A 26,496-nucleotide genomic window follows, 5' to 3' on the forward strand; every position below is an offset into this window, starting at 1 on the left:
CCAGATTGCGATGGCATTCCTTCTCCAGTCGCCGGGTGCTGCTGGTCTGATTAAGGTAGGCGTAGATATAGAGCTTGAGCAGGTCGCCGGGATGATAAGGACGGCGGCCTGTGTGAGCGGTCTGCGCTTTCCTGAATCCCATGTCCGACAGATCCAGTGAATCCACAAAGGCATCAATTACGCGCACCGGGTGATCTTCGGGAACATAATCTTCAACGCTGGGTGGGAGCAGCAGCGTCTGATTGCGAGGAGTACCTTCCAGATGTCTCATAAAAAATAACCGCGAGCCATGTCGCGGTTATTTTGCCAACTTCGGAGGCTGTTTTCACACAGCCTCCCTATCCCGGCTTTTTTCATTTCAGCGGCTGCTTTTTCAATGCCGGCTCTTCGTCAGGGCGAGCTTCCAGCCACCAGACATTCTGATCCCAGTCACCCAGGACAATCCGTTGTGCAGGCTGCCCGTTGGCGATGAGTTCGTGCACCGCCGGCCGGTGGGTGTGGCCGTGGATCATTCGTTGAACACCATGGTGCTCCATGTCTTTGACCACCTCTTCGGGCGTGACATCCATGATGAATTCTTCCTTGCCCTGGTTCTTGGCCATGCTGATTTCCCGAAGCTGACGGGCCATCTGCTGGCGGTCCTTCAGAGGGCGCTGCAGAATCATCTGCTGCCACTGCGGATTGCGCATGTTGGCCCGGAACTTCTGGTATTCCACATCGGCGGTGCACAGGCTGTCACCGTGCATCAGCAGGGTGGGGGAGCCATAAAGGTCGATAACGGTCGGGTCGTCCAACAGGGTGGCACCGGCACGGGCACAGAAATCCTCGCCAATCAGAAAATCCCGGTTGCCATGCATGAGGAACACGCGGGTACCGCTGTCGCTGAGCTGGCGCAGGGCGCCCGCCACCTGCTCCTGAAGAGGGGTACGTTCATCATCGCCAATCCAGGCCTCGAAGAAATCGCCCAGGATGTAGAGGCTTTCAACGCCTGTCGCTTTCTCTTCCAGAAAGGCCAGGAAGGCCCGGGTAATGTCAGGGCGCGATTCTTCCAGGTGCAGGTCGGAAATAAACAGCGTGGTCACGCGTCCTCCAGAACCTCGGCTTTCTCGATGACCACATCGTCTGCCGGTACGTCCTGGTGGCCGGCGCGCATGGTGGTACGGACTGCGCGAATGGCGTTGACCGTATCCATGCCTTCCACCACTTTGCCGAATACGCAGTAGCCCCAGCCTTCGGCGTTCTTGGCGGTGTGGTCCAGGAAACCATTGTTCTCGACATTGATGAAGAACTGCGCCGTGGCGGAGTGCGGATCCATGGTCCGGGCCATGGCGATGGTGCCCTGCATGTTGCTCAGGCCGTTGTCGGCCTCGTTCTGGATGGGCTCGCGGGTTTTACGTGGGGTCATGCCCGGCTCGAAGCCGCCGCCCTGAATCATGAAGTTGCTGATGACGCGATGGAAAATGAGGCCGTCGTAAAAGCCGTCGCGGACGTACTGTTCAAAGTTTTTCGCGGTTTCCGGAGCCTTGTCGTAATCCAGTTCCAGCTTGATGTCGCCAAGATTGGTCGTCAGCAGAATCATCAGGGTTTCCTGTTCAGAGGTGTTTGGAAAGATGGGTTGTGTCAAAACCCGTATTGTACTGAAGAGTTTGCCCCGATGCATGAGTCCGGAAAGGATTTGTGAGTATAATAGGCGGTTTAAGATTCACCCCTTTTAACAGAGATTGTATGAGCGCCGAGTCGAAGAAAGCCCATAACTTCATCCAGAGCCTGATCGAGGACGCCATCGCCGGCGGTGAACATACCGGCAAGGTGGTGACCCGCTTCCCACCAGAGCCCAACGGCTATCTGCACATTGGCCATGCCAAATCGATCTGCCTCAATTTCGGAATTGCTGAAACCTTTTCGGGCGAGTGCAACCTGCGCTTCGACGACACCAACCCCGAGAAGGAAAACCAGGAATACATCGATGCGATCAAGCAGGACGTGGAGTGGCTCGGCTACGAGTGGGCCGGCGATGCGCGCTACGCCTCTGACTACTTTGACGCCCTCTACGATTTTGCTGAGGAGCTGATCGAGCGGGACAAGGCCTATGTTTGTGCCCTGTCTGCCGACGAGATGGCTGAATACCGCGGCAGCCTCAAGGAGCCGGGCCGGAACAGTCCCTACCGGGATCGTCCGGTGGAGGAGAGCCTGAAACTGTTCCGGGACATGCGCGATGGCAAGTTCCAGAACGGTGAGCTGGTGCTGCGGGCAAAGATTGACATGGCATCCCCGAACATCAACCTGCGCGATCCGATTCTCTACCGGATTCGCTACGCCGACCACCATCAGACCGGCAACAAGTGGTGCATCTACCCGATGTACGACTACACCCATCCGATTTCGGACGCGCTGGAGGGGATCACCCACTCCCTGTGTACGCTTGAGTTTGAGGATCATCGACCACTCTACGACTGGGTTCTGGACAACATTTCGGTGCCCTGTCACCCCAGGCAGATCGAGTTCGCGCGCCTTAACCTCAACTACACCATCACCTCCAAGCGCAAGCTCAAGCGCCTGGTGGATGAGGGCTTTGTGGATGGCTGGAACGATCCGCGTATGCCCACCATCTCCGGTATGCGCCGTCGCGGCTACACGCCTGAATCGATCCGCAATTTCTGCGACATGATTGGTGTGAACAAGGCCGGCGGCACGGTTGACGTGGGTATGCTCGAACACGCCATCCGTGAGGACCTGAACAACCGGGCGCCCCGTGCCATGTGCGTGATGCGTCCGCTCAAGGTCACGCTCACCAACTACCCCGAGGGCCAGACCGAAACCCTGAGCCTGCCGGTACATCCTCAAAACCCGGACATGGGCGAGCGGGAAGTCACCTGGAGCCAGACCCTGTTCATCGATCGGGAAGACTTTGAAGTAGATCCTCCCCGGAAATGGAAGCGGCTGGCGCCGGATCAGGCGGTGCGTCTGCGGGGCGGCTATGTAATGACCTGTCGGGAAATCATCCGGGACGACAGCGGCGAGATCGTGGAGCTCAAGTGCGAATACGATCCGGCCACCCTGGGCGTGAACCCGGAGGGCTACAAGCCCAACGGTGTGATTCACTGGGTATCCGCGACCGACAGCGTTGAGACCGATATCAACGTCTACGACCGTCTGTTCAACCACGAATCCCCGGACAGCGACAAGGACGGGGATTTCATGGACCACCTGAACCCGGAATCCCTGGTTGTCCTGCGTGGCGCCCGGGTGGAGAAGAGTCTGGCCCAGCCCCGCACGGATCTGCCGTATCAGTTCGAGCGGGAAGGCTATTTCTTCTGCGATCAGGAGCAGACGGCGGCTGCAGGTCGGCCGGTGTTCAATCGCACGGTGACGCTGCGTGACTCCTGGGGCAAGGGGGGCAAATGATCCGTATCCACAACACCCTGACCCAGCAGAAGGAAGAATTCCGACCCATCGAGCCTGGCAAGGTACGGATGTACGTGTGCGGCATGACCGTGTACGACTACTGCCACCTGGGCCATGCCCGGGTGCTGGTGGCGTTCGATGTGATCACCCGTTACCTGCGTCATCGCGGGTACGAGGTGCACTACGTTCGCAACATCACCGATATTGACGACAAGATCCTGCGCCGGGCCGACGAAAACGGCGAACCCTACACCGAGCTTACCGAGCGCATGATTCGCGCCATGCATGAGGATGAGGCACGCCTTGGTGTGCTGTCGCCTGATGAGGAGCCGCGGGCAACCGCGTATATCGACGAAATCATCGCCATGATCCACAAGCTGATCGCCACCGGCCATGCCTATGCGGCGGACAACGGCGACGTGTATTTTGCCGTGGATTCCTTCGAGGGCTATGGCAAGCTCAGCAAGAAAAAGCTGGAAGACCTGCTGGCCGGTGCCCGGGTCGATGTGCAGGAAGCCAAGCGCAGTCCTGCGGACTTTGCGTTGTGGAAGGCGGCGAAGGAAGGGGAGGTCAGCTGGCCCTCTCCCTGGGGCGACGGTCGTCCCGGTTGGCACATCGAGTGCTCTGCCATGTCCACCTGCTGCCTGGGCGACACCTTCGACATCCATGGCGGCGGTCCGGACCTGCTGTTTCCGCACCATGAGAACGAGATTGCGCAATCCGAGTGCGCCACCGGCCATACCTTTGTGAATACCTGGATGCACGCCGGCGCCATTCGCGTGAACAAGGAGAAGATGTCCAAGTCCCTGGGTAATTTCTTCACCATCCGGGAGATCATGGAGACCTATCCGGCGGAGGTGGTTCGCTACTTCCTGGTGTCGAGCCATTACCGCAGCCAGGTGGATTATTCCGAGGACAACCTGGCCGAAGCGGGTCGCACCCTGACCCGGCTCTACCATGCGCTGCGGGGTATCGTGCCGGCAAAGGCGGGCGACGTGCCCGAAGGCGAGCACGATGTGCGTTTCGCCGAGGCCATGGACGACGATTTCAACACCGCCGGCGCCATTGCCGTGCTCCATGCCGTGGCCAATGAGATCAACCAGTTCCGTCGTGATGGTCGGGAAGAAGACGCCAAGCGCAGCGCCGCGGTGCTCGTGCGCCTCGGTGGTGTGCTCGGGCTGCTGCAGCAGGACCCGGAGGCATTCTTCAAGGCCGGCGGCAGTGCTGAACTCTCCGCGGAGGAGATCGAGGCGATGATCCAGGCCCGGGCCGACGCCCGCAAGGCAAAAGATTTTGCCGAGGCGGATCGCATTCGGGATGCACTTGCGGAAAAGGGCATCATCCTGGATGACTCCCGGCAAGGCACGAGCTGGCGCAAGGCCTGACTGGCATGCCAGAGCGCTTGGTCTGACCAGTTTTATGCTCGCGGGCATGATCTTGTAAGGATTTTCCCTTACAATGCGGCGCTCAAATTAGAATGCCCTCTCGTTCGTGAGAAGAGGGAGTCGGGAAACAACCCACTGAGGCAGACAACGATGACAGAACGCGTACAAATCGGCGGCATTCAGGTCGCCAAGAATCTGTATGATTTCGTGAACAACGAGGCGATTCCGGGCACCGGAGTCGATGCCGACAAATTCTGGGCCGAGTTCGACAAGATCGTGAACGAGCTGGCGCCGCGTAACCGCGAACTGCTGGCCAAGCGCGACGCGATCCAGGAAAAGATGGACAGCTGGAACCGCGATCACAAGGGCCAGAAGATCGACATGGCCGAATACAAGGCGTTCCTCAAGGAAATCGGCTACCTGGTGGATGAGCCTGCGGAGTTCAAGATCTCCACGTCGAACGTGGATCCGGAAGTGGCCACCCAGGCCGGTCCGCAGCTGGTGGTGCCGATTATGAACGCGCGCTTCGCGCTGAACGCGGCCAACGCCCGCTGGGGTAGCCTGTACGATGCGCTCTACGGCACCGATGCCATCTCTGAAGAAGGCGGCGCTGACAAAGGCCCGGGCTACAACCCGGTTCGTGGCGCCAAGGTCATCGAGTGGGCCCGCAACCTGCTGGACAGCTCCGCGCCGCTGGCGTCCGGAAGCCACAAGGATGCCGCCAAATACCTGGTTGAGGGCGGCAAGCTCGTGGTCAAGCTGCAGAACGGTGAGACCACCGGCCTGAAAGATGAAGCCGGTTTTGTGGGCTATACCGGCGCCGCCGACGCCCCCACCGGTGTGCTGCTGGTCAAAAACGGCATGCATTTCGAGATCCAGATCGACGCCAGCCATCCCATCGGGAAGAGTGACGGCGCCAACGTCAAGGACGTGCTGATGGAGTCTGCCCTGACCACCATCATGGACTGCGAAGACTCGGTTGCAGCGGTCGATGCCGACGACAAGGCACTGGCCTACCGCAACTGGCTCGGCCTGATGAAGGGCGACCTGGAAGAGACCTTCGAGAAGGGCGGCAAGCAGCTGACCCGCAAGATGAACGCCGACCGCATCTACACGGCCGCTGACGGCAGCGAACTGGCGCTCAAGGGTCGCAGCCTGATGTTCATCCGTAACGTTGGTCACCTGATGACCAACCCGGCCATCCTGCTGAAAGACGGCAACGAGATCCCGGAAGGTTTGATGGACGGCCTGATCACCTCCCTGATTGCCATCCACGATCTCAAGGGCAACAGCCAGTTCCAGAACAGCACCAAGGGTTCAATGTATATCGTTAAGCCCAAGCAGCACGGTCCGGAGGAAGTGGCCTTCACCAACGAGTTCTTCGGACGTGTTGAGGATGCTCTTGGTCTGCCGCGCTTCACCCTGAAGGTCGGCATCATGGACGAGGAGCGTCGTACCACGGTCAACCTGAAGGCGTGCATCCATGCCGCGAAAGAGCGGGCGGTATTTATCAACACCGGCTTCCTCGATCGTACCGGCGACGAAATCCACACCTCCATGGAGCTCGGGCCGTTCATCCGCAAGGGCCCGATGAAGCAGGCGACCTGGATCAACGCTTACGAGCAGTGGAACGTGGATATCGGCCTTGAGACCGGTTTCTCCGGTGTTGCCCAGATTGGTAAGGGCATGTGGGCCATGCCCGACCTGATGGCCGGCATGCTGGAAGCCAAGATCGGTCATCCGAAATCCGGCGCCAACACCGCCTGGGTTCCGTCTCCGACTGCGGCTACGCTGCACGCCACCCATTACCACCAGGTGAACGTGTTTGATGTCCAGAAAGAGCTGTCCAAGCGTCAGCGTGCGGCCCTTGAGGACATCCTGACCGTGCCGGTGATGGACGATCCCTCTTCCCTGAGCGCTGAGGATATCCAGCAGGAGCTGGACAACAACGCGCAGGGCATCCTGGGCTACGTGGTGCGCTGGATCGACCAGGGCGTTGGTTGTTCCAAGGTTCCGGATATCAACAACGTTGGCCTGATGGAAGACCGCGCCACCCTGCGGATCTCCTCCCAGTTGCTGGCCAACTGGCTGCGTCATGGCATCTGCACCGAGGCGCAGATTGAAGAGACCATGAAGCGCATGGCCGCCGTTGTGGACAAGCAGAACGCCGGCGATCCGGCCTACCGCAACATGGCGCCGAACTTCGATGACAGCGTTGCCTTCGAAGCTGCCATGGCGCTGGTCCTGAAGGGCTGCGAGCAGCCAAATGGCTACACCGAGCCGCTGCTGCACGCCTACCGCCTGAAGGCCAAGGCTAAGTTCGGGCAGTAAACCGGACACATAAAAAACCCCGCTTCGGCGGGGTTTTTTATGCTTGTCGGATTACGGCTTTGCCTAATCCGACCTACCGGAAAACCTGCACTCTCTCGTAGGTTGGATTAGGCGAAGCCGTAATCCAACACTCGGTGAGTTCAGTCTTTGTGCAATACGTCAGCGGCGTACAGGGTATTCTGCAGCAGGGTGGCAATGGTCATCGGACCCACGCCGCCGGGCACCGGCGTGATGTAGGCCGCTCGTTCCGACGCCGTTGCGAAATCCACGTCGCCGTGCAGTTTGCCGTCGTCCATCCGGTTGATGCCGACATCAATCACCGTGGCCCCGGGCTTGACCCATTCTCCCCTGATCAGTCCCGGTTTGCCCGCAGCCGCCACAAGAATGTCCGCTTCTGATACGAACTTTGGCAGGTCCGGAGTAAAGCGATGGCAGACGGTCGTGGTAGCCCCCTTGAGCAGCAGCTCCATGCTCATGGGGCGGCCGACGATGTTGGAGGCGCCGACAATGACCGCGTGCTGGCCCTTGTAGGGCGTACCGATGCTGTCGAGCAGGGTGATGATACCCGCCGGTGTGCAGGGCCTCAGCGTTGGTTTGCGCTGCATCAGCCGGCCAATGTTGTAGGGGTGGAATCCGTCCACGTCCTTGTCGGGCCGTATCTTGACCAGAATGGGGTCGGCATCCAGATGGTGGGGCAGGGGCAACTGAACCAGAATGCCGTCGACGGAGGGATTCTCGTTCAGTTCATCAATCAGTGCTTCCAGTGCCTCCTGGGAGGTGTCTTCCGGCAGGTCGTAGGACAGGGACAGGATTCCGGCCTGCTCGCAGGCCTTGCGCTTGTTGCCCACGTATACCTGTGAGGCGGGATCGTTGCCGACCAGTACCACAGCCAGGCCGGGCGCGCGCAGCCCCTGCTGCCGACGGGCTTCCACGCCGGCGGCAACCTGCTGTCTCACCTCGGCGGCAATCTCTTTTCCGTTGATCAGTTTGGCGGTCATGTCTCGTCTTTTCGGTTGGACATCAAAAAATGAAGGCCGGGCATTGTCTCATGCTTCCGGCGTAACTCCAATTCGCAGGCCGGGGCCAGCGCCGGAACTTTCCTCGCCCCGACCGGTCAGCTTACATGCCCGCATAGGGGGAAATTGGAAATCCGTGTTGACGGAGCACGCCGGCGCCGGTAATATGCGCGCCAACTTTGCTGAGGCACTTGTTGTTCAGTTGCAACGGGGTATAGCGCAGTCTGGTAGCGCGCCTGCTTTGGGAGCAGGATGTCGGGAGTTCGAATCTCTCTACCCCGACCACTTACTGTACGAGTCCGGATTCCGGACACGTTCGAGCAGGAGTGGTGGACAGCCAGGTGGGCGAACGGTCAAGCGCCCGTAGCTCAGCTGGATAGAGCATCCGCCTTCTAAGCGGATGGTCGCAGGTTCGAGTCCTGCCGGGCGCGCCATTAAACGCTGGCACCCGCGCCGGAGCGACCGTAACCAGCAAAGTTGAAAGCTTCACGCTGTTGCGTGGTGCTTGAGGAAAGGCAAGTCCCTATGTGGTGGACGTAGCTCAGTTGGTAGAGCTCAGGATTGTGACTCCTGCGGTCGAGGGTTCGAACCCCTTCGTCCACCCCACTTTTCCCTCTTGTTTGATTCCGCGTGTGATGAATCCATTGATGGCAGGCTGGTCATCAGGCACTCTTCATCCTGTTGTGCGCGAGTGGCGGAACTGGTAGACGCGCTGGATTTAGGTTCCAGTGGGGCAACCCGTGAGAGTTCGAGTCTCTCCTCGCGCACCACCCCTTTCTTTTCCATGTTATGCCCCCATAAATCACACCAGACCTCAGGGTCGTCGCTGACGTTGGCCAATGCCGCGTAGAGTGATTCTCTCGGCGGGTCAAAGCATGATAAACTACCGGCTTTTAATTTTCGGTCCTTTTGCGGGCAGGCTCCCGTAACCGGACTTTTAGTATTAATTTCATTCACCTACAGAATCTGTAATTTGAGGATCTTCCATGCAAGTGTCTGTTGAAACGACCTCCAACATCGAGCGTCGCATGACGATTGGTGTGCCCGCCCAGGAAATCGACCAGGCGGTTCAGAAACGCCTGCAGGAAACCGCGCGTACCGTTCGTCTTAACGGTTTCCGTCCGGGTAAGGTGCCCATGAGCGTGGTGAAGCGTCGTTTCGGTGACAGTGTTCGTCAGGAAGTTGTGGGCGAGGTCATGCGCGACAACTACATCAAGGCACTGCAGGAGCAGGACATCAGCCCGGCGGGCTGGCCGAAGTTCGAGCCGAAAACCATGGAAGAGGGCAAGGATCTGGAGTTCGTTGCCACTTTCGAAGTGCTGCCGGAAATCGAGCTGGGCGACCTGAGCAAGATCTCCGTTGAGAAACTGACCTCCGAGATCACCGACAAAGACGTCGACAACATGATCGACAACCTGCGTCGGCAGCAGGCCACCATGAAGGAAGTCAAGCGCAAGTCCAAGAACAAGGACGTGCTGACCATTGACTTCAAAGGCTTCATCGATGGTGAGGAGTTCGAGGGCGGTGCCGCCGAAGGCCATCGTCTGACCCTCGGTTCCGGCCAGATGATTCCGGGCTTTGAGAAGGCCATTCAGGGCGGCAAGGCCGGCGAGGACATGGAAATCGAGGTAACCTTCCCGGAGGATTACCACAACGAAGAACTGGCGGGTAAGCCGGCCAAGTTCGAGATCAAGATCCACAAGGTGGAAGAGCCGCAGTTGCCGGAACTGGATTCCGAGTTCTTCAAGAAGTTCGGAATCGACGCCGAAGACGAAGCCGCTTTCCGCGAAGAAGTGAAGAAGAACATGGAGCGTGAGCTCAAGCAGGCCATCTCCAACAAGGTCAAGAACGACGTGGTCGACGGGCTGGTGGAGAACACCGAGCTGGACGTACCGGCCGCTCTGGTCGACCAGGAAATTGATCGTCTGCGCCAGGATGCGGTTCAGCGCTTCGGTGGCCAGGTTGACTTCCAGCAGCTGCCCAAGGAGATCTTCGAAGAGCAGGCCAAGCGCCGCGTGAAGACAGGCCTGCTGTTCCAGGAAGTGGTCAAGCAGAACGACCTGAAGGCCGACCCGGCGAAGGTAGATGAGAAGATCCAGGAAATCGCGTCTACGTATGAACAGCCGGAGGAAGTGATCGCGCACTTCAACAGCAACCCCGAGCAGAAGGCCCAGATCGAGTCCTCGGTGCTGGAAGATGCGGTGGTTGACCACGTGCTGGCCCAGGCCAAGGTCAAGGAAAAGAAGGTCAAGTACGAAGAGGCCGTACAGGCTGGTCAGCCGCAGCGCTGATTTGCCGCGGGGGCAGATTTTCCGCCCCCGAGCGCCGTCCCACGAAACAGCCGGCATGTCCGGCTGTTTTCATCTGGGGCCGCTGCTGGCAAAGTAACGGGTGCAACACCAATGAAACTGCCGTGGCCCATGGCCACGACCCATTGTCCATAAGGAGTTCAGGCGCATCATGACGCAGAAACCAATTGATGGTCCCGCAATGGTTACCAATTCCGGGCTGGTACCGATCGTTATCGAGCAGACGGCCCGTGGTGAGCGGTCTTTTGACATCTACTCCCGCCTGCTCAAGGAGCGGGTAATCTTTCTGGTGGGCCCGGTTGAGGACCACATGGCGAACCTGATCGTGGCGCAGCTCCTGTTCCTGGAATCAGAGAACCCGGACAAGGACATTCACCTGTACATCAATAGTCCGGGCGGTTCGGTGACGGCCGGCATGTCGATCTACGACACCATGCAGTTCATCAAGCCTGACGTGGCTACCCTGTGTGTTGGCCAGGCCGCCAGTATGGGCGCCTTCCTTCTGGCTGGTGGCGCTGCCGGCAAGCGGGCGTGTCTACCCAATTCACGGGTGATGATTCATCAGCCGCTGGGCGGCTATCAGGGGCAGGCCACGGATATCGAGATCCACACCCGTGAGATCCTTAAGATCCGTCACACCCTGAACTCCATCCTGGCCCACCACACCGGGCAGGATCTGGACACCATCGCCAAGGATACGGATCGGGATAACTTCATGGATCCGGCCCAGGCGAAAGAGTACGGGCTGATCGATTCAATACTTGATAAGCGCGTACCGAATAAATAATACTGGAAGTAATCGCATCATATATGGCCGGCGTAATGCAGGTATGACGCCGGCAGAACGAGATCAGAGGTATTTCAATGGCAGATGAAAGAAACGGCAGGGGCGACGATAACGGCAAGTTGCTCTACTGCTCGTTTTGCGGAAAGAGCCAGCATGAAGTCCGTAAGCTCATTGCAGGGCCCTCGGTGTTCATCTGCGACGAGTGCGTCGACCTGTGCAACGATATTATCCGGGAAGAAATCCAGGAAAATGCCCAGGAGGAGCCGAGCGATCGCCTCCCGACGCCGTCCGAAATCCGGCACACGCTGGACGAGTATGTGATCGGCCAGGATCGCGCCAAGGTCGTTTTGTCGGTCGCGGTTTACAACCATTACAAGCGTCTGCGCTATGGTGAAGGCAAGGGCGATGTCGAGCTAGGCAAGAGCAACATCCTGCTCATCGGGCCCACCGGCAGCGGCAAGACCCTGCTGGCGGAAACCCTGGCGCGCATGCTCAACGTGCCCTTTACCATCGCCGATGCCACCACGCTGACCGAAGCGGGCTACGTGGGTGAGGACGTCGAGAATATCATCCAGAAGCTGCTGCAGAAATGCGATTACGATGTCGACAAGGCCCAGCGGGGCATCGTTTACATCGACGAGATCGACAAGATCTCCCGCAAATCGGACAACCCGTCCATCACCCGGGATGTCTCCGGTGAGGGCGTGCAGCAGGCGTTGCTGAAACTGATCGAGGGCACGGTGGCTTCGGTGCCGCCCCAGGGCGGGCGCAAGCACCCCCAGCAGGAGTTCCTGCAGGTGGACACCGGCAATATGCTGTTCATCTGTGGCGGTGCCTTTGCCGGTCTGGACAAGGTCATCCGCGAGCGCACGGAAAAGAACAGCATCGGCTTTTCGGCCTCGGTTGCCAGCCAGGATGATTCGAAGAACACCGGCGACATCATCAAGGATGTGGAAACCGAAGATCTGGTGAAGTACGGTCTGATTCCGGAGTTCGTGGGTCGTCTGCCTGTGGTTGCGACCCTCAACGAACTGGACGAGGAAGCACTGGTTCAGATCCTGACCGAGCCCAAGAACTCCCTGACCAAGCAGTACCAGAAGCTGTTTGACATGGAAGGTGTGGAGCTTGATTTCCGGGATGACGCGTTGCGTGCCGTTGCCCGGAAAGCCATGGACCGGAAAACCGGTGCTCGCGGCCTGCGTTCCATCATGGAGGCGACCCTGCTGGACACCATGTACCAGATACCGTCTGAGCATGATGTGACCAAGGTGGTGATTGATGAGAGCGTGATCAGCGGGGACTCCGAGCCCTTCAAGATCTACGCGAGCAGCGATCACGCCAAGGCCGTGCCGGAAGATTGAGCCGGCGGTTTCCGGTCACACAAAAAAAGGGGCGGCAACGCCCCTTTTTTGCTTTCCTGTATCCCGATATTCCTACCTTGTTTCGTTTGGTAAAAAGATTGCAATTTTTACGGGCGCCCCAATGAAGGGTGATATGCTGAAAGAAATACCGTCAGAGGACTCCCTATGACCCGGATATCCGAAAATACCGTGCAAGAATACCCGCTGCTTCCACTGCGTGACGTGGTGGTGTTCCCGCACATGGTGGTCCCGCTGTTTGTGGGCCGTGAAAAATCCATCCAGGCGCTGGAAGCCGCGATGGAAGGAAGCAAGGAGATTCTTCTGGTAGCCCAGAAGGACGCTTCCACCGATGAGCCGGGCCCAAAGGACGTGTTTGGCATGGGAACGCTGGCAACGGTTCTGCAGATGCTCCGTTTGCCTGATGGCACAGTCAAGGTGCTGGTGGAGGGCAACGCACGCGCCACAATCAGTGATATCACCGAGGGTGAATACCTGTCTGGCAGCGCCATGCTGATGGACGAGGAGTCTCTGCCGGATCGCGAGAAAGACGTTCTCGTGAAGACCCTGATGGACGAGTTCGAGAAGTATGTGAAGCTCTCCAAGAAGGTGCCCTCGGAAGTCTCCAATGCCCTGACCGGTATCGAAGAGCTGGAGCGACTGGCGGACACCATGGCGGCGCACCTGGAAATGCGCATCCCCGAGAAACAGGAGTTGCTGGAAGCCCTGGATATCCGCAAGCGTGTCGACCTGTTGCTTGGCAAGCTGGATGGCGAGATCGACCTGATCGAGGTGGAGAAGCGTATCCGCGGCCGCGTCAAAAAGCAGATGGAGCGCAGCCAGCGCGAGTACTACCTGAACGAACAGATGAAGGCTATCCAGAAGGAAATGGGTAACCTGGGCGAAGGCAACAACGACTTCGAGGAGCTTGAGCAGAAGCTCGAGGAAGCCGGATTGCCGGAAGAAGCCCGCAAGAAAACCGAAACAGAGCTTAACAAGCTCAAGATGATGTCGCCCATGTCGGCAGAAGCCACCGTGGTGCGCGGGTACATCGACTGGATGCTGGCGGTGCCCTGGAAAAAGCGCAGCCGTGTGCGTCACGACATCGAGAAGGCCCGTGAGATCCTCGACCGGGATCATTATGGCCTGGATGAGGTCAAGAAGCGGATCCTGGAATACCTGGCAGTTCAGAGCCGGGTGAAGAAGGTGAAGGGTCCGGTGCTTTGCCTGGTAGGGCCCCCTGGGGTGGGTAAGACTTCCCTGGGGCAGTCCATTGCCCGGGCCACCAACCGCAAGTACACACGCATGGCCCTGGGCGGCGTTCGTGACGAAGCCGAGATCCGCGGCCATCGCAAAACCTACATTGGCGCACTGCCCGGCAAGCTGCTGCAGAAGCTGTCCAAGGTGGGCGTGAAAAACCCCCTGTTCCTGTTCGACGAAATCGACAAGATGGGCATGGACCACCGTGGCGATCCGGCCTCTGCGCTTCTGGAAGTGCTTGACCCGGAGCAGAACCACACCTTCAACGACCATTACCTGGAGGTTGATTACGACCTGTCCGACGTGATGTTCGTGTGCACCTCCAACTCCATGGATATTCCGCCGGCGCTGCTGGACCGGATGGAGATCATACGGATTCCCGGGTACACCGAGGACGAGAAGGTAAACATCGCCCTGCGTTATCTGCTGCCGAAGCAGATCAAGGCCAACGGCCTGCGCAAGGACGAGCTGGAGCTGCCCGAGGAAACCCTGCGGGATCTGATTCGCTACTACACCCGTGAGGCGGGTGTGCGTGGCCTGGAGCGCGAGATTGCCAAGATCTGCCGTAAGGTCGTTCGGGACCACGTCGAGAGCGGTGACAAGGCCTCTGTGGTGCTCAAGCCAGACATGCTCGAAGACTATTCCGGCGTGAAGAAGTTCAAGTACGGCCTCGCCGAGGAAACCAACCAGATCGGTCAGGTGACCGGGCTGGCCTGGACTCAGGTCGGTGGTGAATTGCTGACCATCGAATGCGCCCTGACCCCCGGCAAGGGCCGGGTGGTGAAAACCGGGTCCCTGGGTGATGTCATGCAGGAATCCATCCAGACCGCCCTGACGGTCGTTCGCAGTCGTGCTCCGGGCCTGGGCCTGGCGGACGATTTTCACGAAAAACACGATCTGCACATTCACGTTCCGGAGGGCGCCACGCCCAAGGACGGTCCCAGTGCGGGTATCGGGATGTGCACGGCGCTGGTATCGGCACTCACCAAGATTCCGGTGCGGGCCGATGTCGCCATGACCGGTGAAATCACTCTGCGTGGTCGTGTTCTTGCCATTGGCGGGCTCAAGGAAAAGCTGCTGGCGGCGCACCGCGGCGGCATCAAGACGGTTCTGATTCCAGACGATAATGTCAGGGATCTCAAGGAGATACCCGAGAATATCAAGGAGTCTCTGGAGATCCGTCCGGTGAAGTGGATCGACGAAGTGCTGGACATTGCCCTGGCGTATCCGCCGGAACCGCGGACCGAAGAGCCGGCCACCGAGACCGGATCGGGCAAACCTCGTGACGACGAGGGTGATGCCTCGGAACGCATAAATACACATTAAACACTTGATGAGTTGTTGACATGCCAGAGAGCCCATTGGTATAACTGTTTCGCCGTGAAGCAGCCAATACCAAGGGCTCCCGCGCAGTTAGTGCCTATTCCGATCACCGGTATAAAGCCGCAAGGAATAAGAAAACTGAAGAATGGAATTCTCTGACCGCTTATGCGATAGTCGAGAACGTCCGAGAAAAAACAAACCAACCTATAACATCTTCAACCTGAAATCGAAGGGGTTTAGTGTGAACAAGTCCGAACTTATCGATGCAATTGCAGAGTCCGCAGATATCTCCAAAGCCGCCGCTGGCCGTGCTCTGGATGCCATGACCAACTCCATCACCGGTGCCCTCAAGAAAGGCGATCAGGTTACTCTGATCGGTTTCGGTACCTTCTCCGTTAAAGAGCGTGCCGCTCGTACCGGTCGCAACCCGCAGACTGGTGCCGAGATCAAGATTCCGGCCTCCAAAGTGCCTGGCTTCAAGGCAGGCAAGGCCCTGAAAGACGCCGTTAAGTAACGGTTCTTTCTCAGGTGGTTCCCCTTGACGGGGGCCACCCAAGAAGAATTCAAGGCGCATTCCGAACAGGGTGCGCCTTTTTACGTTAGGCCCGTCCATGCCAGCGCGCTGAAACGAATTACACTGAACGACCTTGAACAGGGATTCGGGAGACACATGCTTCAAGACATTCGGGAAAATGCCCAGGGCACGATCGCCAAGATCATCATCGGCCTGCTCATCGTGTCGCTTTCTATCTGGGGAATGGACGCCATTGTTGGCGGTTTCTCCGGTGAGCCGGAAGTGGCCACGGTAAACGGAGAGGACATTACCGAGCGGGAATTCCTCCGACTGGTCCAGATGGAGAGCCAGCGCAGGCTGTCCAGCATGGAAACCCCGGACCCGTCGATGCTTAACGAGGACCAGATTCGTGCGGACGTTCTGGATTCCCTGATTCAGCAACAGGTGCTGATCCAGGATGCCAACGCCCAGGGCCTTGAGCTCAACGACGCGGATATCGATTCTCTGATTACCCAGATGCCCCAGTTCCAGGTAGACGGTCAGTTCAATCGGGACCGGTTTTTGGCTACCGTCCGCAACATGGGCATGGGCGTGGGTGAGTTCCGTGAAGCCATGCGCAAGCAGTATGTGGTCAATCAGATACGGGCCGGCATCGCCCAGAGCGGTGTGGTTGCCGATCAGAACGCCCGGCAGTTGCTGCAGATCCAGAACCAGACCCGTACCTTCCGGGTGCTGGGCATTCCGGCGGCCGAGGTTGCCGACAGTGTTGAGGTATCCGCCAACGAAGTCGAAACCTTCTACCAGGAGAACTCCGGGCTGTTCCAGCAACCGGAGCGGGTCGATGCGGCGTACATTACCCAGTCACTTGGTGCCCTGGCAGAAACCATCGACATCACCGACGAGGAAGTCCGGGCCTACTACGAGGAACGGGCGGCGGACCTCGCCAGTGAAGAGCGACGCGCATCCCACATCCTCATAGAAGAAGGCAGTGACGCGGACGAGACCATGGCGACCATTCAGGAACGCCTCGAAGCTGGCGAGTCCTTCGAAGATCTGGCCCGTGAATACTCCATTGATACTGTATCCGCAGAAGAGGGTGGCGATCTTGGCTATGCCGGTCGCGGGATTTACGATGAGGCCTTTGAGGAGGCCCTGTTCGCCCTGGAAGAGGGTGAAATCTCCGAGCCGGTGCGCAGCTCGTTCGGTGTCCATCTGATTCGTCTGGAGGACATCCGGCAGTCAGAAGTGCCGGCACTGGCGGAAATGGAAGACCAGCTGCGTCGCGAGCTGGCCCGTGACCGGGCTCGGGAGAAGTTTGCCGAGATTCGCTCACAGCTCGCCGACTCGGCGTATGCCGCCGATGATCTGACGGGGCCTGCTGAAGAGCTTGGCCTTGAGGTACGCGAGGCGACCGGTATTACCCGCGACGGCGGCCAGGCGCCCTTTGATCATGCCGGTCTGGTGCGCCAGCTGTTCTCTGAAGACGTACTGGAGGCCGGCTACAACACCGAGCTGATTGACGTGGGCGACAATGTGTCGGTGGTGGCGCGGGTGCGTGAGTACCATCCGGCCGAGCAACTGCCCCTGGACGAGGTGCGCGAAGATATCCGGGGTACACTGATGGCCCGTAAGACCCGGGAGGCTTTGGCCGAGCGGGCGGATGCCCTGATTGCCGATCTCGAGGCCGACGGAAAGCTTGAAGGCGAGGGCGAGTGGACCCGCTACGAATCGCTGTCACGCAATGCGTCGGACGTAGCTCCGGCTGTTATGCAGCAGGTGTTCTCGATGGCGCGCCCGAACGAGGGCCAGACCGCTTACGCCAAGGCCGTTTCTGACACTACGGCGTCGGTCATTGCGCTTGAGCAGGTCACCGATGGCGAGGTTGCCGAGGACAGCACCGAGCTGGAGCAGCTGCAGCAGTTCCTGGCGTCTCTCGAAGGTCAGCGTGAATACGCGGCCTATCAGCAATACCTCAGGAACCGCGCCGAGATAGAGCGGCCCTGAGCTGAGTGAAGGATCGACAAAAGCCCGGTGCGAATGCCCGGGCTTTTTGTTATTCGGCCTTCTGGATATACACCTGGGGTACTTCACCTCGGGTGTCAAAGTAGAATCCGTACACCGCCGTTTCCGGTGGCGTGAATCGGAAGTTCTCGAACACCGCCGAACAGTTGGCGTTCACCGGTTGGTTCAGTTCCACCACCTCGTCCTCCTTTTCGGAAAGGTAGCCGCAATTGGTGCCGCTGCTCCAGTTGGCGTCCCCAAACTTGAATTCGTAGGGCTGGCCGTCGGCTTTCAGCTCTACCTGCGTCCGGTACAGGCCGGCTTCCACCTTCTTGACCTTGTATTCTGGCAGGGCATCCCACCAGGCAAACTGGCCTCTGAGGTAGAGAGAGTCACTGTAGTCCCTGCCGCCGCCCATAGAAGCGCAGCCAGAGATGGCGAGCACAGAGGCAAGGGCCAGGGTGGTGAATTTCATGTTCATGGTGTTCTCCTTGGTTGTTGTTAGAGCCATCGGCATGGCCGATGTCGGGGTGTTACTCAATGAATGGCCAGATCACCGGGCAAAGACCGCGACAGACAGCGCAGGCACCGTGAAGTCGCCTCCCGAAACGTTTGCGGTGGTGCCCGGAGAAGTGTCGGCGGCGACGAGGAACGGGCCGGCCAGTGAGGTGCCCAGTGTCTGTTCGGTGTTGCTGGCATTGATCACGACAACGAGTTCATCGTTGGCGGCATCCAGCTCTGCCAGGTTGCCGCTGCCATCATCGAGCAGGCTGAATGCGATCAGGCCGGGAATCTGGTCTGAGCCAGTGTTCAGGAAGCTGAGGCGGTCCTGGACGTCCTTTGCCGTTTGCAGTCGGAACAGGGGGCTGCTGCGGCGAAGCGCCAGGAGCTCCTTGATCTGGGCATCGGTGTAGGCAATGGCGGCCGGAGTCGGATTGGCGTTGGCTCCGGCCGACTGGATGACTTCAGTGATCAGGTCCCAGTTGGCGCCATCCTTGTCCTGGCGGGGCAGGCCGCGGTTCCAGGCCGATGTCTGGTAGCTGAAATCCACTTCGTTGTACCAGTCCCCGGAATCGTAACTGTCGCGTTCCATGGACTTCGAACGCAGCAGCTCCGAGCCCATGTGCAGGAACGGAATGCCTTGGCTCAGGATGGGCACCGCCAGGCTGACCACCTGCATCTGCGCTCGCTGCTGGGTGGTTGCCGCATAGTCGGTCTTGTACTGGTTGTTGTCCCACAGGGTCTGGTTGTCGTGCTTGGACACGTAGTTGATGATTTCCTGGGGATCGGCGGTGTAGCCGGCGCTTTGCCCGTTGTAGTCGATCTCAGCACCCGTGGTGAGCTGGTCGTTGACCGCAACAAAGCTGTAGTCCTTCAGGCTTCCGGCAATGCCTACGCGGATCCAGTCGCTCACCTGCAGTAGACGGGCTTTTTCCCCGGCGCTGCCGCTGTTTCGATCATTGGGAAAGGTGAACAAGCCGTTGCCGAAGCCCTGGTTGGCACGGATGGCATCGCCTCCGTCGAAGGGCCCGCCGCCGCGTACAGCGTCCCGCAGCCGATCATTGAACGAGCCAATTCCGGTGCCGGCCATATTGGGCTGGATGGCGTTTACACCCCGGGCGTTGTTAGCCACCTCGCCGAAGTTCCAGGCCTCGCCGTAGAAGTAGGTGTCCGGATCGACCGCCTGCACTGCCGTCAGTGCCTTGTCCATGTTGGCCAGCATGTGATGACCCATGAGGTCGAAACGGAAACCGGAAATCTTGTACTGGTCGGCCCAGGTCACCAGCGAGTCCACCATCAGCTTCTCCATCATGGCGTGTTCGCTGGCGGTGTTCTCGCAGCAGGTGGACTGCTCCACCGCGCCGGTTTCCGGATTCTGTCGGTGGTAGTAGCCCGGCACCAGCTTGTCGAGTACCGAATTGGCGGCGAGGCCAGAGGCATTGGTGTGGTTGTACACCACGTCCATGACCACGTTCAGGCCCAGGTTGGTGGCTGCCTGCACCATCTCCCGGAACTCCAGAATCCGTTGCGTGCCATTGGCATCAGAGGCATAGCTGCCTTCCGGGACGGTGTAGTGAACCGGGTCATAGCCCCAGTTAAAGCTGTCCAGGCTCCGGAAGGTGCTATAGAGGGCCTGGGCATCGCCGGTGAGCGGATCGAAGCTTGCCAGAACGTCGCGTATGGGTTGGCCACTGTTGCAGTACGAGGCGTAGGTGTCGGCGGCCTCGGACGAGAGGTCACACAGGCGACTGAACGGATCGTCGATATCGACGACTTCCGACGGGTCCTCATTGACGGTGGCCATGTCGAACGCCGGCAGCAGGTGCAGGTGAGTGATTCCGGCATCCGCCAGGGACTTCAGGTGTGCCACGCCATCCACACTGCCGTCGGACGGTGCCGCGAAGGCGCGGTACTTGCCGCGTACGGCAGGATCCTGGGTTTCGTCGGTGGCGCTGAAGTCACGGATATGGACTTCATAGACAACCACGTTCTCGGGCGCCTCTACCGTGGGTGGCTCAACCGAATCCCAGCCCGCCGGCTTGTAGCCGGAGTCCAGGTCGACCACCTGGGCATACTGACCATTGGTAGAGAGGCTCAGGGCATAGGGGTCCGATACCATCGTGGTTTCGATGGCGTCCGTCCGCGGGTGATAGACGGTGACCTCGTACTGGTAGAACTGCTCGTTCAGTTCGGCGAGGTTGCCGGCGAAGCGCCAGACCCCATCGGACTCCGACATGGCGGCCGGATAACCGGGCAGCAGGGTACCGGTGGCGTCAAAGGCGTGAAGTCTGACATTCTGGGCTGTGGGTGCCCAGACGGCAAAATCGACGTCGGTGCCGTTAATCACCGCGCCCAGTTCGCCCTCATAGGCGTAGAGATCATCCAGTACGCCTGGAATCTGCACCCGAGTCGCCATCACCAGCTCATCGCTGCCGTTATACCCGGCCACGATGATTTGCTCTTTCAGGGCCGAGCGGATGTCGCCGGTGGCGGCCTGAACTTCGAAAGCGGGCCAACCGGCCAGATGGGGAAACGCTTCAGCCAGTGCCGGTGCCAGGGTGGTGGCGGACAGGGCGATCGACTCTCCTCCCGCCATGGTTTCCTCCGGTGTTACCCGGATGTCGGCCTGGGCATCATGGCGTAATTCTAGGCGAGCCAGGTTGTCGCCGTTCTTGACCACCAGGGTGCGTTCGTCCAGCCAGTGGGCGCTGGCTCCGGCAATAGTAACGGCCTCGGCCTCAATCGGGCTTTGGGAGAGCAGCTGACTGCCGCTCAGTGTGAAGATCCGGTTGCCAAGGGCACCGAAATGCCAGCGGTGGTCCACGCCACCCAGATCTTTCTCATCCCCTTTGTGCATGATGAAGTTCAGGCATTCGCCCGCCTCGCGCATGGGGATCCGGTAATAGGCACCGTAGGTGTCGTTGATGCCGTCGGGGAGGCGCGGGGTGCTCCATTCGGTGGCAACGCCCTCGGCCAGTCCATCACAGCCATCGGCGGGAGTGTTCCACAGATGCAGGCCCCAGCCACTGTAGTTCTCATCGGTGCGTTTGTAGTAAAGCAGGGCTTCATTCTCACCGGGTTCGAGCAGCGGCTCGGCCTGGCCGCCTCCGCCGGTTACCGGGTCGTCGCTTGCGGAGTTGCAGCCAGTCAATGCCAGCGATAAGGCCAGCATCAGGCCGCCTGCAACCAATCGTTGCTCAGGCATGGGAAATCCTCTTTTCCATTGTTTTTGTTGGCTTTGAGCCCTTTTCGGGCAACTTCATGGTTGCTCGACGGGGTCGCAAGGACATCCTTCAGCGAGGAATTTTTCGGGGCGTAGGCGCAGCGGTCGGAGGGGTAGTAGAAATGGCGCAGGAATGGAAAAAAAGGGCCGGCAAAGGCCGGCCCAGGAGGTCCAACGAGAGTGTGGCGTTTAGAGCCTTACCACCAGGCTTCGATCTGGGCACCGATCTGGATATCGCCATCAATGCCTTCACCGCCGCGAGCAGACTCAGCTTCGTCTCCGAAGAAAGTGGCGGCATAGGCGCGAATAACCGGGCGGGCCCAGTAGCCAGGACCGGCCTGCCATTGCTGGGCGATGGCAAACTTGCCGAGGTCCTGGGATTCAGTGAACCAGGGGCGGTCGGTATCGCTGTAGCCGACTTCGATGGCCGTGCTCATCACCGGCGACCAGTTATAGATCGGTCGGGCAACGATGCTCAGGCGCTCGCCGTCCTTTGCAGATGGATCGTGGGATTCCGCCTGCTCGTAGACCACAGAGTGGCCGAGATCCCAGCCTTTACCCAGTTTGATGACACCGTGGTTCAGCACGCGCCAGCTGGATTCGAAATAACCGGCCACATTACCATTGTCGACACGGCCGCCACTGGCATTCTCCGCCAGGGCGAAGCCCATGGAATCGGCACCGTACTGAACGGCAAACTTGTTAAAGCCACCCATAACGCCTGAGGAAAGCTCTGCAGTGAAGAAATAGCCGTTCTCATCCTCAATGCCTGCTGCTTCCTGGGCGTCGGTCAGATCCGCCATGGCGTAGATGCCGATCAGCTCAAGGTTGTTGCCGCCTGCCAGGGGAAAGGAGTAGCGGACATCGACCTTGTTGTTCTGCACAAAGTCTTCACCGTCACTGGTGTCTGAGTTGGTGTAGGCCAGGGACAGCTGACCGGAGCCGGCAGTGATGTTCTCGATGCCTGCGCCGTAGCCGGCATTGCTGACATAAAAGAGGTCGAGCTGGTGGATGTCTTTCCGCTTATAGAATCGCTTGCCTGCCCAGAGCGTGGCACCCGGCAGTGATTCAATCACGTTGTTGGCAGATACATACAGCTGGCGCAACGCGATGTCGCCACCGCCGTAGGGGTCAGAGCCGTTGGCAGTGGTTTCCTGGTTGGTGAAATCCACGTTGTTGATATTGTTGAAGCCGTTCAGGGCCTGGTAGTTGTTGCCCTGGCGATTGGCACTGTAGGCGAGCATGGAATCGAAGCGGAAGGTCTTGCCGTCCTGGCTGAACAGTTCATCACCCAGGGCAAGTTCGGCGTAGGTGTCGCACTCATCGGCCAGCCGTCCCACGTAGTGGCCGGTGGCGCCACTGCCGAAACAGGTCTGCTCACCACCGCTGCCAATGTTGGTGGATACGCCGGCCCGTGCGTAACCGTGAAAGTCCACGGCCAGTGTCGGGGTTGCCAGCACGGCGGCAGTGACGGCTGCGGCCAGTGGAAGCTTGTTCAGGGTAAAGCGCTTATTGTTTTGCATCATCTGTGTCCTGTGCTTCTTGTGATTTTTAATGCCAGGGAAGCGGGATCTCCGATCACTGAACGGGGTTCAGCGACTGCCGGATCAGGCTTCCGGTTCCCGCGATAGCAGCTTCTGCCAATCAGACATTGGGAAACCGGATTTCATAGTGTTGTAACGTAGGGGTTCGTACATCCTCCGCCCTGAAAATTTTGGCGGGTGAGTTTTCAGGGGGAGGAGGGGCGTAGGAGGAGGAGTCCCCGGGGTAGATCGCTCTGCTATCGTTTTCCCGCTGGTTCAGCTATTGGGGAATCGGGTCGGTTTGAGGCTTTCCTTGATTTTTTTCAGGTGCCCGAGAAAATCCGCGCCCCGCTTGAGGGTGACTCCGGTGGCTAGTATGTCGATGACGGTCAGATGAATGATGCGCGACGACATCGGCATGTACACCTCGGTGTCCTCCGGAGCGGTGACGCCGAGTACAACGGTACAGATCTCCGCCAGGGGCGAGTCCGGGTTGGTGATGCCGATGACCGTGGCGCCATTGGCGCGGGCAAGCTGGGCAATATCGACGGTTTCGCGCGTACGCCCGGTGTAGGAGATAAGCACGATCACGTCGCCAACGTTGGAGCCTGCTGCCACCATCCGCTGCATCAGGGCGTCGTCATAGGACATCACCGGGATATTGAAGCGGAAGAACTTGTGCTGCGCGTCGAGGGCCACGGAGGCCGAACCACCCATGCCAAAGAAATTGATCTGCTTGGCCTGGATCAGGTAGTCAATGGCAGTCGCCAGGGCCTTGGGGTCCAGCGCCTGGCGCGCTTTGTCGAGGCTGGCAATGGTGCTGAGCATGATCTTGTCGGCGAATTCGGCAACGGTGTCATCCGGCTCTACGTTCTGACCGATGTAGGGCGTGCCGGTGGCAATACTCTGGGCCAGACGAATCTTGAAATCCGGGAAGCCGGTCGCCGAGAAGCCCCGGCAAAAGCGGTTGACGGTCGGTTCGCTGACGTCCGCGGCCCGGGCCAGGGCGGCTATGCTGTATCGGGTAGCCGCGGTTGGGTCCCGAAGAATCGCCTCGGCCACTTTCCGTTCGGATTTGTTGAGACTGTCCAGCCGGGACTGGATGTCCTCAAGCAGGTTGTCGTCACGGTGCGCCTGGTTCGCGGCCATTAATGCTACTCCCTGAATCTTGGGCGGTCATTGTTGTAAAACGCGCTGATTATACCGCTTTTTTGCCGGTTTTGGGGTAGTAAAAGTATCATTAAGAGGAGTTTTTTCTTGGAATATTGATTTTTGGATGTCATTATTTGTTTAAAATTACTACATCAGTCCGGTCCTCGGCACGTTCGAGGGCTTGCCCACCAGAGAGAAGGAACCAATGGTCAACAAGATCAATACCCGTTGTGACCTGATGCTATTCGGAGCCCTGGGCGATTTGGCCCAGCGTAAACTGTTTCCCGCCCTGTACCAGCTTGAGCGCGCCAAACTGCTGGCCGACGGCAGCCGAATCCTGGCCATCGCCCGTACCGACGCCGACACTGCCGCTGTGCGCAAGCAGCTTCTGGAGAAGCTCAAACAGTACGTGAAGCCGGAGGAGTTCGACAAGCAGGTGGCAGACGCCTTTCTGTCCCGGGTCGATTATCAGATCCTCGACTTCAACGACCCGGACAAGTTCGGTGTGCTGAACGAGTGGCGGGACGACGCCAACAACGAACTGATCGTCTACATGGCCACGCCCCCCTCCATGTACGGGGTGATTGCCCGTAACCTGCGAGCGGCCAGTTGCTGTACCGAACAGACTCGGGTGGTGGTGGAAAAGCCCATCGGCCACGACCTCGAATCCTCGAAGGTGATCAATGACGAGCTGGGCGAAGTCTACAACGAGAACCAGCTGTTCCGGATCGATCACTACCTTGGTAAGGAAACCGTCCAGAACCTGATTGCCCTGCGCTTTGCCAATAACCTGTTTGCCTCCCAGTGGGACCAGAACCACATCTCCCACGTGGAGATCACGGTGGCCGAGAGCGTTGGCATCGAGGGCCGCTGGGGCTATTTCGACAAAGCCGGCCAGATTCGCGACATGATTCAGAACCACCTGTTGCAACTGCTGTGCCTGATTGCGATGGACCCGCCGTCGGACCTGTCCGCCGACAGCATTCGGGATGAGAAGGTGAAGGTGCTCAAGGCCCTCAAGCGAATCACGCCGGACATGATGGACAGCTACGTGGTGCGCGGCCAGTACACCGCCGGCACCAGCAACGGCAAGCCGGTGCCCGGCTATCTGGAAGAAGAGGGCGCCAACAAGGGCAGTGCCACCGAAACCTTTGTGGCCCTGAAGGCGGAAATCGACAACTGGCGCTGGTCCGGGGTCCCGTTCTACATCCGGACCGGCAAGCGTCTGCCCGAGAAGCTGTCGCAGATCATTATTCACTTCAAGCCGGCGCCCCACTACATCTTTGATCCGGACCAGAAGCATCTGGCCAATAACAAGCTGATCATCCGCCTGCAGCCGGATGAAGGCATGGCCCTGAAAATCCTGACCAAGGACCAGGGCCTGGACAAGGGCATGCGCCTGCGGCAGGGCCCGCTGGAGCTGACGTTTTCCGAGACGTTTGCCACCGACCGCATACCCGACGCCTACGAGCGTCTGCTGTGGGAGGTAATGAAAGGCAACCAGTACCTGTTTGTGCGCCGGGATGAGGTGGAATATGCCTGGCGCTGGGTCGACCAGGTCATCCAGAACTGGAAAGACGGCGGCGAGCCCCCCAAGCGCTACGCCGCCGGCACCTGGGGCCCGGTTGCCTCCATCGCCATGATTACCCGGGATGGAAGGAGCTGGTATGAAGATGTCTGACCTGCGATTGCCTGACGGCGTTGCCGACCGCTCCGGCGAGACCGCCAATGACGTCGCCCTGGCGCTGGCCGACGCGGTTGCCGGTTTCCTCGATGCCCGTCTGAAGGAGGCGCCGAGGGCGAGCCTGGTGGTTTCGGGGGGCTCGACGCCCCTGCCGTTCTTTCAGGCGCTCTCCGGCAAGGCACTGGACTGGAGCCGGGTGGACGTGCTGCTGGCGGACGAACGCTGGGTTGATGAAGCCAGCGATGCCAGCAATACCCGTCTCGTGCGGGAACACCTGTTGCAGAACAATGCCGCGGCAGCCCGATTTCTGTCGCTCAAGCAGCCGGGGGCGACACCGGCCGAGGGTCTTGATCGGGTGAGGGCGGAGCTGGCGGACTTAGGGCTGCCTATTGATGTGCTGATTCTCGGTATGGGCAATGATGGCCACACGGCCTCGCTGTTCCCGGATGCGCCGGAGCTCGAGGCGGCTATGAGCCCCCAATGCCAGGACATCGTGGCGGCAACAACACCGGCATCGCAGCCCCAGAAGCGCATCACTCTGACCTGGCCACCGCTGCGCGATGCCCGTTTCACAGCCCTGCACCTGAAGGGCGAGGACAAGCTGCATACCCTGGATAAGGCACTTTCCGATCCGGACCAGGTTCTGGAGATGCCGATCCGCGCGTTCCTCAAGCCCGGCCTGCAGGTGTTCTGGAGCCCCTGAATTCGCCCGACTTTTGCTACG

Annotated in this window: 19 protein-coding genes and 4 tRNA genes; 15 read left to right on the top strand and 8 right to left on the bottom strand. The window is 59.3% G+C overall.

The genetic code is table 11. The features are described from left to right. From ACFC20_RS07120 to ACFC20_RS07130, 3 genes are all read right to left on the bottom strand, one after another. The coding region (locus tag ACFC20_RS07120; protein WP_375192394.1) for a transposase at positions 1–271 on the bottom strand (271 nt) is incomplete at its 3' end. Positions 272–353: 82 nt separating this feature from the next. Continuing rightward, entirely contained in the window at positions 354–1,082 is a 729-nt protein-coding gene (lpxH, locus tag ACFC20_RS07125) for a UDP-2,3-diacylglucosamine diphosphatase (protein WP_375192395.1), read from the bottom strand. After that, complete coding sequence (locus ACFC20_RS07130; RefSeq protein WP_091986151.1) at positions 1,079–1,579, bottom strand: peptidylprolyl isomerase; 501 nt, start codon at positions 1,577–1,579, stop codon at positions 1,079–1,081. The genes lpxH and ACFC20_RS07130 overlap by 4 nt, the downstream gene beginning before the upstream one ends. 146 nt (positions 1,580–1,725) lie before the next feature. Here ACFC20_RS07130 and ACFC20_RS07135 point away from each other — a divergent pair, with 146 nt between their 5' ends. The 3 genes from ACFC20_RS07135 to ACFC20_RS07145 all read left to right on the top strand — a co-directional run bounded on the left by ACFC20_RS07135 (position 1,726) and on the right by ACFC20_RS07145 (position 7,121). Next, entirely contained in the window at positions 1,726–3,405 is a 1,680-nt protein-coding gene (locus ACFC20_RS07135) for a glutamine--tRNA ligase/YqeY domain fusion protein (RefSeq protein WP_375192396.1), read from the top strand. Further along, positions 3,402–4,790, top strand: a complete 1,389-nt coding sequence (gene cysS / locus ACFC20_RS07140) for a cysteine--tRNA ligase (protein ID WP_375192397.1) — start codon at positions 3,402–3,404, stop codon at positions 4,788–4,790. The genes ACFC20_RS07135 and cysS overlap by 4 nt, the downstream gene beginning before the upstream one ends. 150 nt (positions 4,791–4,940) lie before the next feature. After that, entirely contained in the window at positions 4,941–7,121 is a 2,181-nt protein-coding gene (locus ACFC20_RS07145; RefSeq protein WP_375192398.1) for a malate synthase G, read from the top strand. A gap of 140 nt (positions 7,122–7,261) precedes the next feature. On the opposite strand, the gene folD is transcribed toward ACFC20_RS07145, so the two are convergent. Next, a complete protein-coding gene (gene folD, locus ACFC20_RS07150) occupies positions 7,262–8,119 on the bottom strand; it encodes a bifunctional methylenetetrahydrofolate dehydrogenase/methenyltetrahydrofolate cyclohydrolase FolD (RefSeq protein ID WP_375192399.1) in 858 nt (285 codons plus the stop codon). Positions 8,120–8,345: 226 nt separating this feature from the next. On the opposite strand from folD, the gene ACFC20_RS07155 reads away from it, so the two are divergent. From ACFC20_RS07155 to ACFC20_RS07200, 10 genes are all read left to right on the top strand, one after another. Beyond that, positions 8,346–8,422, top strand: a tRNA-Pro gene (locus ACFC20_RS07155). A 72-nt stretch (positions 8,423–8,494) separates the two neighbouring features. Continuing rightward, positions 8,495–8,571 (top strand) — tRNA-Arg (locus tag ACFC20_RS07160). 96 nt (positions 8,572–8,667) lie between these two features. Further along, a tRNA-His gene (locus ACFC20_RS07165) sits at positions 8,668–8,743 on the top strand. 79 nt (positions 8,744–8,822) lie between these two features. After that, a tRNA-Leu gene (locus ACFC20_RS07170) sits at positions 8,823–8,907 on the top strand. Positions 8,908–9,123: 216 nt separating this feature from the next. Beyond that, positions 9,124–10,428, top strand: a complete 1,305-nt coding sequence (tig, locus tag ACFC20_RS07175; RefSeq protein ID WP_375192400.1) for a trigger factor — start codon at positions 9,124–9,126, stop codon at positions 10,426–10,428. 169 nt (positions 10,429–10,597) lie between these two features. Beyond that, the gene (gene clpP / locus ACFC20_RS07180; RefSeq protein WP_375192401.1) at positions 10,598–11,233 is read left to right on the top strand and encodes an ATP-dependent Clp endopeptidase proteolytic subunit ClpP; all 636 of its coding nucleotides are present in this window, start codon (positions 10,598–10,600) and stop codon (positions 11,231–11,233) included. 77 nt (positions 11,234–11,310) lie between these two features. Next, positions 11,311–12,594: an ATP-dependent Clp protease ATP-binding subunit ClpX gene (clpX, locus tag ACFC20_RS07185; protein ID WP_375192402.1), complete on the top strand. Its 1,284-nt coding sequence runs from the start codon at positions 11,311–11,313 to the stop codon at positions 12,592–12,594. Between the two features lie 165 nt (positions 12,595–12,759). Beyond that, positions 12,760–15,177 (top strand): endopeptidase La, encoded by a 2,418-nt coding sequence (gene lon, locus ACFC20_RS07190; RefSeq protein WP_375192403.1) that lies wholly within the window; start codon positions 12,760–12,762, stop codon positions 15,175–15,177. Positions 15,178–15,415: 238 nt separating this feature from the next. Continuing rightward, complete coding sequence (locus ACFC20_RS07195; protein WP_008174603.1) at positions 15,416–15,688, top strand: HU family DNA-binding protein; 273 nt, start codon at positions 15,416–15,418, stop codon at positions 15,686–15,688. Between the two features lie 156 nt (positions 15,689–15,844). Further along, positions 15,845–17,692: a SurA N-terminal domain-containing protein gene (locus tag ACFC20_RS07200; protein ID WP_375192404.1), complete on the top strand. Its 1,848-nt coding sequence runs from the start codon at positions 15,845–15,847 to the stop codon at positions 17,690–17,692. A gap of 49 nt (positions 17,693–17,741) precedes the next feature. Here the strand turns inward: ACFC20_RS07200 and ACFC20_RS07205 are convergent, their stop codons facing one another. The 4 genes from ACFC20_RS07205 to ACFC20_RS07220 all read right to left on the bottom strand — a co-directional run bounded on the left by ACFC20_RS07205 (position 17,742) and on the right by ACFC20_RS07220 (position 24,085). Beyond that, positions 17,742–18,170 carry a hypothetical protein gene (locus ACFC20_RS07205; RefSeq protein ID WP_375192405.1) on the bottom strand — a complete coding sequence of 143 codons (429 nt, stop codon included), beginning with the start codon at positions 18,168–18,170 and terminating at the stop codon, positions 17,742–17,744. A 72-nt stretch (positions 18,171–18,242) separates the two neighbouring features. Beyond that, positions 18,243–21,395 carry a pullulanase-type alpha-1,6-glucosidase gene (gene pulA, locus ACFC20_RS07210; protein ID WP_375192406.1) on the bottom strand — a complete coding sequence of 1,051 codons (3,153 nt, stop codon included), beginning with the start codon at positions 21,393–21,395 and terminating at the stop codon, positions 18,243–18,245. 215 nt (positions 21,396–21,610) lie between these two features. Next, positions 21,611–22,939 (bottom strand): carbohydrate porin, encoded by a 1,329-nt coding sequence (locus ACFC20_RS07215; RefSeq protein ID WP_375192407.1) that lies wholly within the window; start codon positions 22,937–22,939, stop codon positions 21,611–21,613. Between the two features lie 273 nt (positions 22,940–23,212). Further along, positions 23,213–24,085, bottom strand: a complete 873-nt coding sequence (locus tag ACFC20_RS07220) for a MurR/RpiR family transcriptional regulator (protein WP_375183500.1) — start codon at positions 24,083–24,085, stop codon at positions 23,213–23,215. 208 nt (positions 24,086–24,293) lie between these two features. Here ACFC20_RS07220 and zwf point away from each other — a divergent pair, with 208 nt between their 5' ends. After that, entirely contained in the window at positions 24,294–25,769 is a 1,476-nt protein-coding gene (gene zwf / locus ACFC20_RS07225; RefSeq protein ID WP_375192408.1) for a glucose-6-phosphate dehydrogenase, read from the top strand. Next, the gene (gene pgl / locus ACFC20_RS07230; protein WP_375192463.1) at positions 25,762–26,475 is read left to right on the top strand and encodes a 6-phosphogluconolactonase; all 714 of its coding nucleotides are present in this window, start codon (positions 25,762–25,764) and stop codon (positions 26,473–26,475) included. Before zwf ends, pgl begins: the two co-directional genes overlap by 8 nt. Positions 26,476–26,496: the final 21 nt, after the last annotated feature.

The sequence above is a fragment of the Marinobacter sp. genome, assembly GCF_041984545.1.
In the GTDB taxonomy this organism is placed as follows: domain Bacteria; phylum Pseudomonadota; class Gammaproteobacteria; order Pseudomonadales; family Oleiphilaceae; genus Marinobacter.

Excerpts from the sequence above, each read along its gene's own strand:
- ACFC20_RS07130 (WP_091986151.1), bottom strand. The coding sequence starts at position 1,579 with ATGATTCTGCTGACGACCAATCTTGGCGACATCAAGCTGGAACTGGAT.
- ACFC20_RS07135 (WP_375192396.1), top strand. The coding sequence starts at position 1,726 with ATGAGCGCCGAGTCGAAGAAAGCCCATAACTTCATCCAGAGCCTGATC.
- cysS (WP_375192397.1), top strand. The coding sequence starts at position 3,402 with ATGATCCGTATCCACAACACCCTGACCCAGCAGAAGGAAGAATTCCGA.
- ACFC20_RS07145 (WP_375192398.1), top strand. The coding sequence starts at position 4,941 with ATGACAGAACGCGTACAAATCGGCGGCATTCAGGTCGCCAAGAATCTG.
- folD (WP_375192399.1), bottom strand. The coding sequence starts at position 8,119 with ATGACCGCCAAACTGATCAACGGAAAAGAGATTGCCGCCGAGGTGAGA.
- tig (WP_375192400.1), top strand. The coding sequence starts at position 9,124 with ATGCAAGTGTCTGTTGAAACGACCTCCAACATCGAGCGTCGCATGACG.
- clpP (WP_375192401.1), top strand. The coding sequence starts at position 10,598 with ATGACGCAGAAACCAATTGATGGTCCCGCAATGGTTACCAATTCCGGG.
- clpX (WP_375192402.1), top strand. The coding sequence starts at position 11,311 with ATGGCAGATGAAAGAAACGGCAGGGGCGACGATAACGGCAAGTTGCTC.
- lon (WP_375192403.1), top strand. The coding sequence starts at position 12,760 with ATGACCCGGATATCCGAAAATACCGTGCAAGAATACCCGCTGCTTCCA.
- ACFC20_RS07200 (WP_375192404.1), top strand. The coding sequence starts at position 15,845 with ATGCTTCAAGACATTCGGGAAAATGCCCAGGGCACGATCGCCAAGATC.
- ACFC20_RS07205 (WP_375192405.1), bottom strand. The coding sequence starts at position 18,170 with ATGAACATGAAATTCACCACCCTGGCCCTTGCCTCTGTGCTCGCCATC.
- pulA (WP_375192406.1), bottom strand. The coding sequence starts at position 21,395 with ATGCCTGAGCAACGATTGGTTGCAGGCGGCCTGATGCTGGCCTTATCG.
- ACFC20_RS07215 (WP_375192407.1), bottom strand. The coding sequence starts at position 22,939 with ATGATGCAAAACAATAAGCGCTTTACCCTGAACAAGCTTCCACTGGCC.
- ACFC20_RS07220 (WP_375183500.1), bottom strand. The coding sequence starts at position 24,085 with ATGGCCGCGAACCAGGCGCACCGTGACGACAACCTGCTTGAGGACATC.
- zwf (WP_375192408.1), top strand. The coding sequence starts at position 24,294 with ATGGTCAACAAGATCAATACCCGTTGTGACCTGATGCTATTCGGAGCC.
- pgl (WP_375192463.1), top strand. The coding sequence starts at position 25,762 with ATGTCTGACCTGCGATTGCCTGACGGCGTTGCCGACCGCTCCGGCGAG.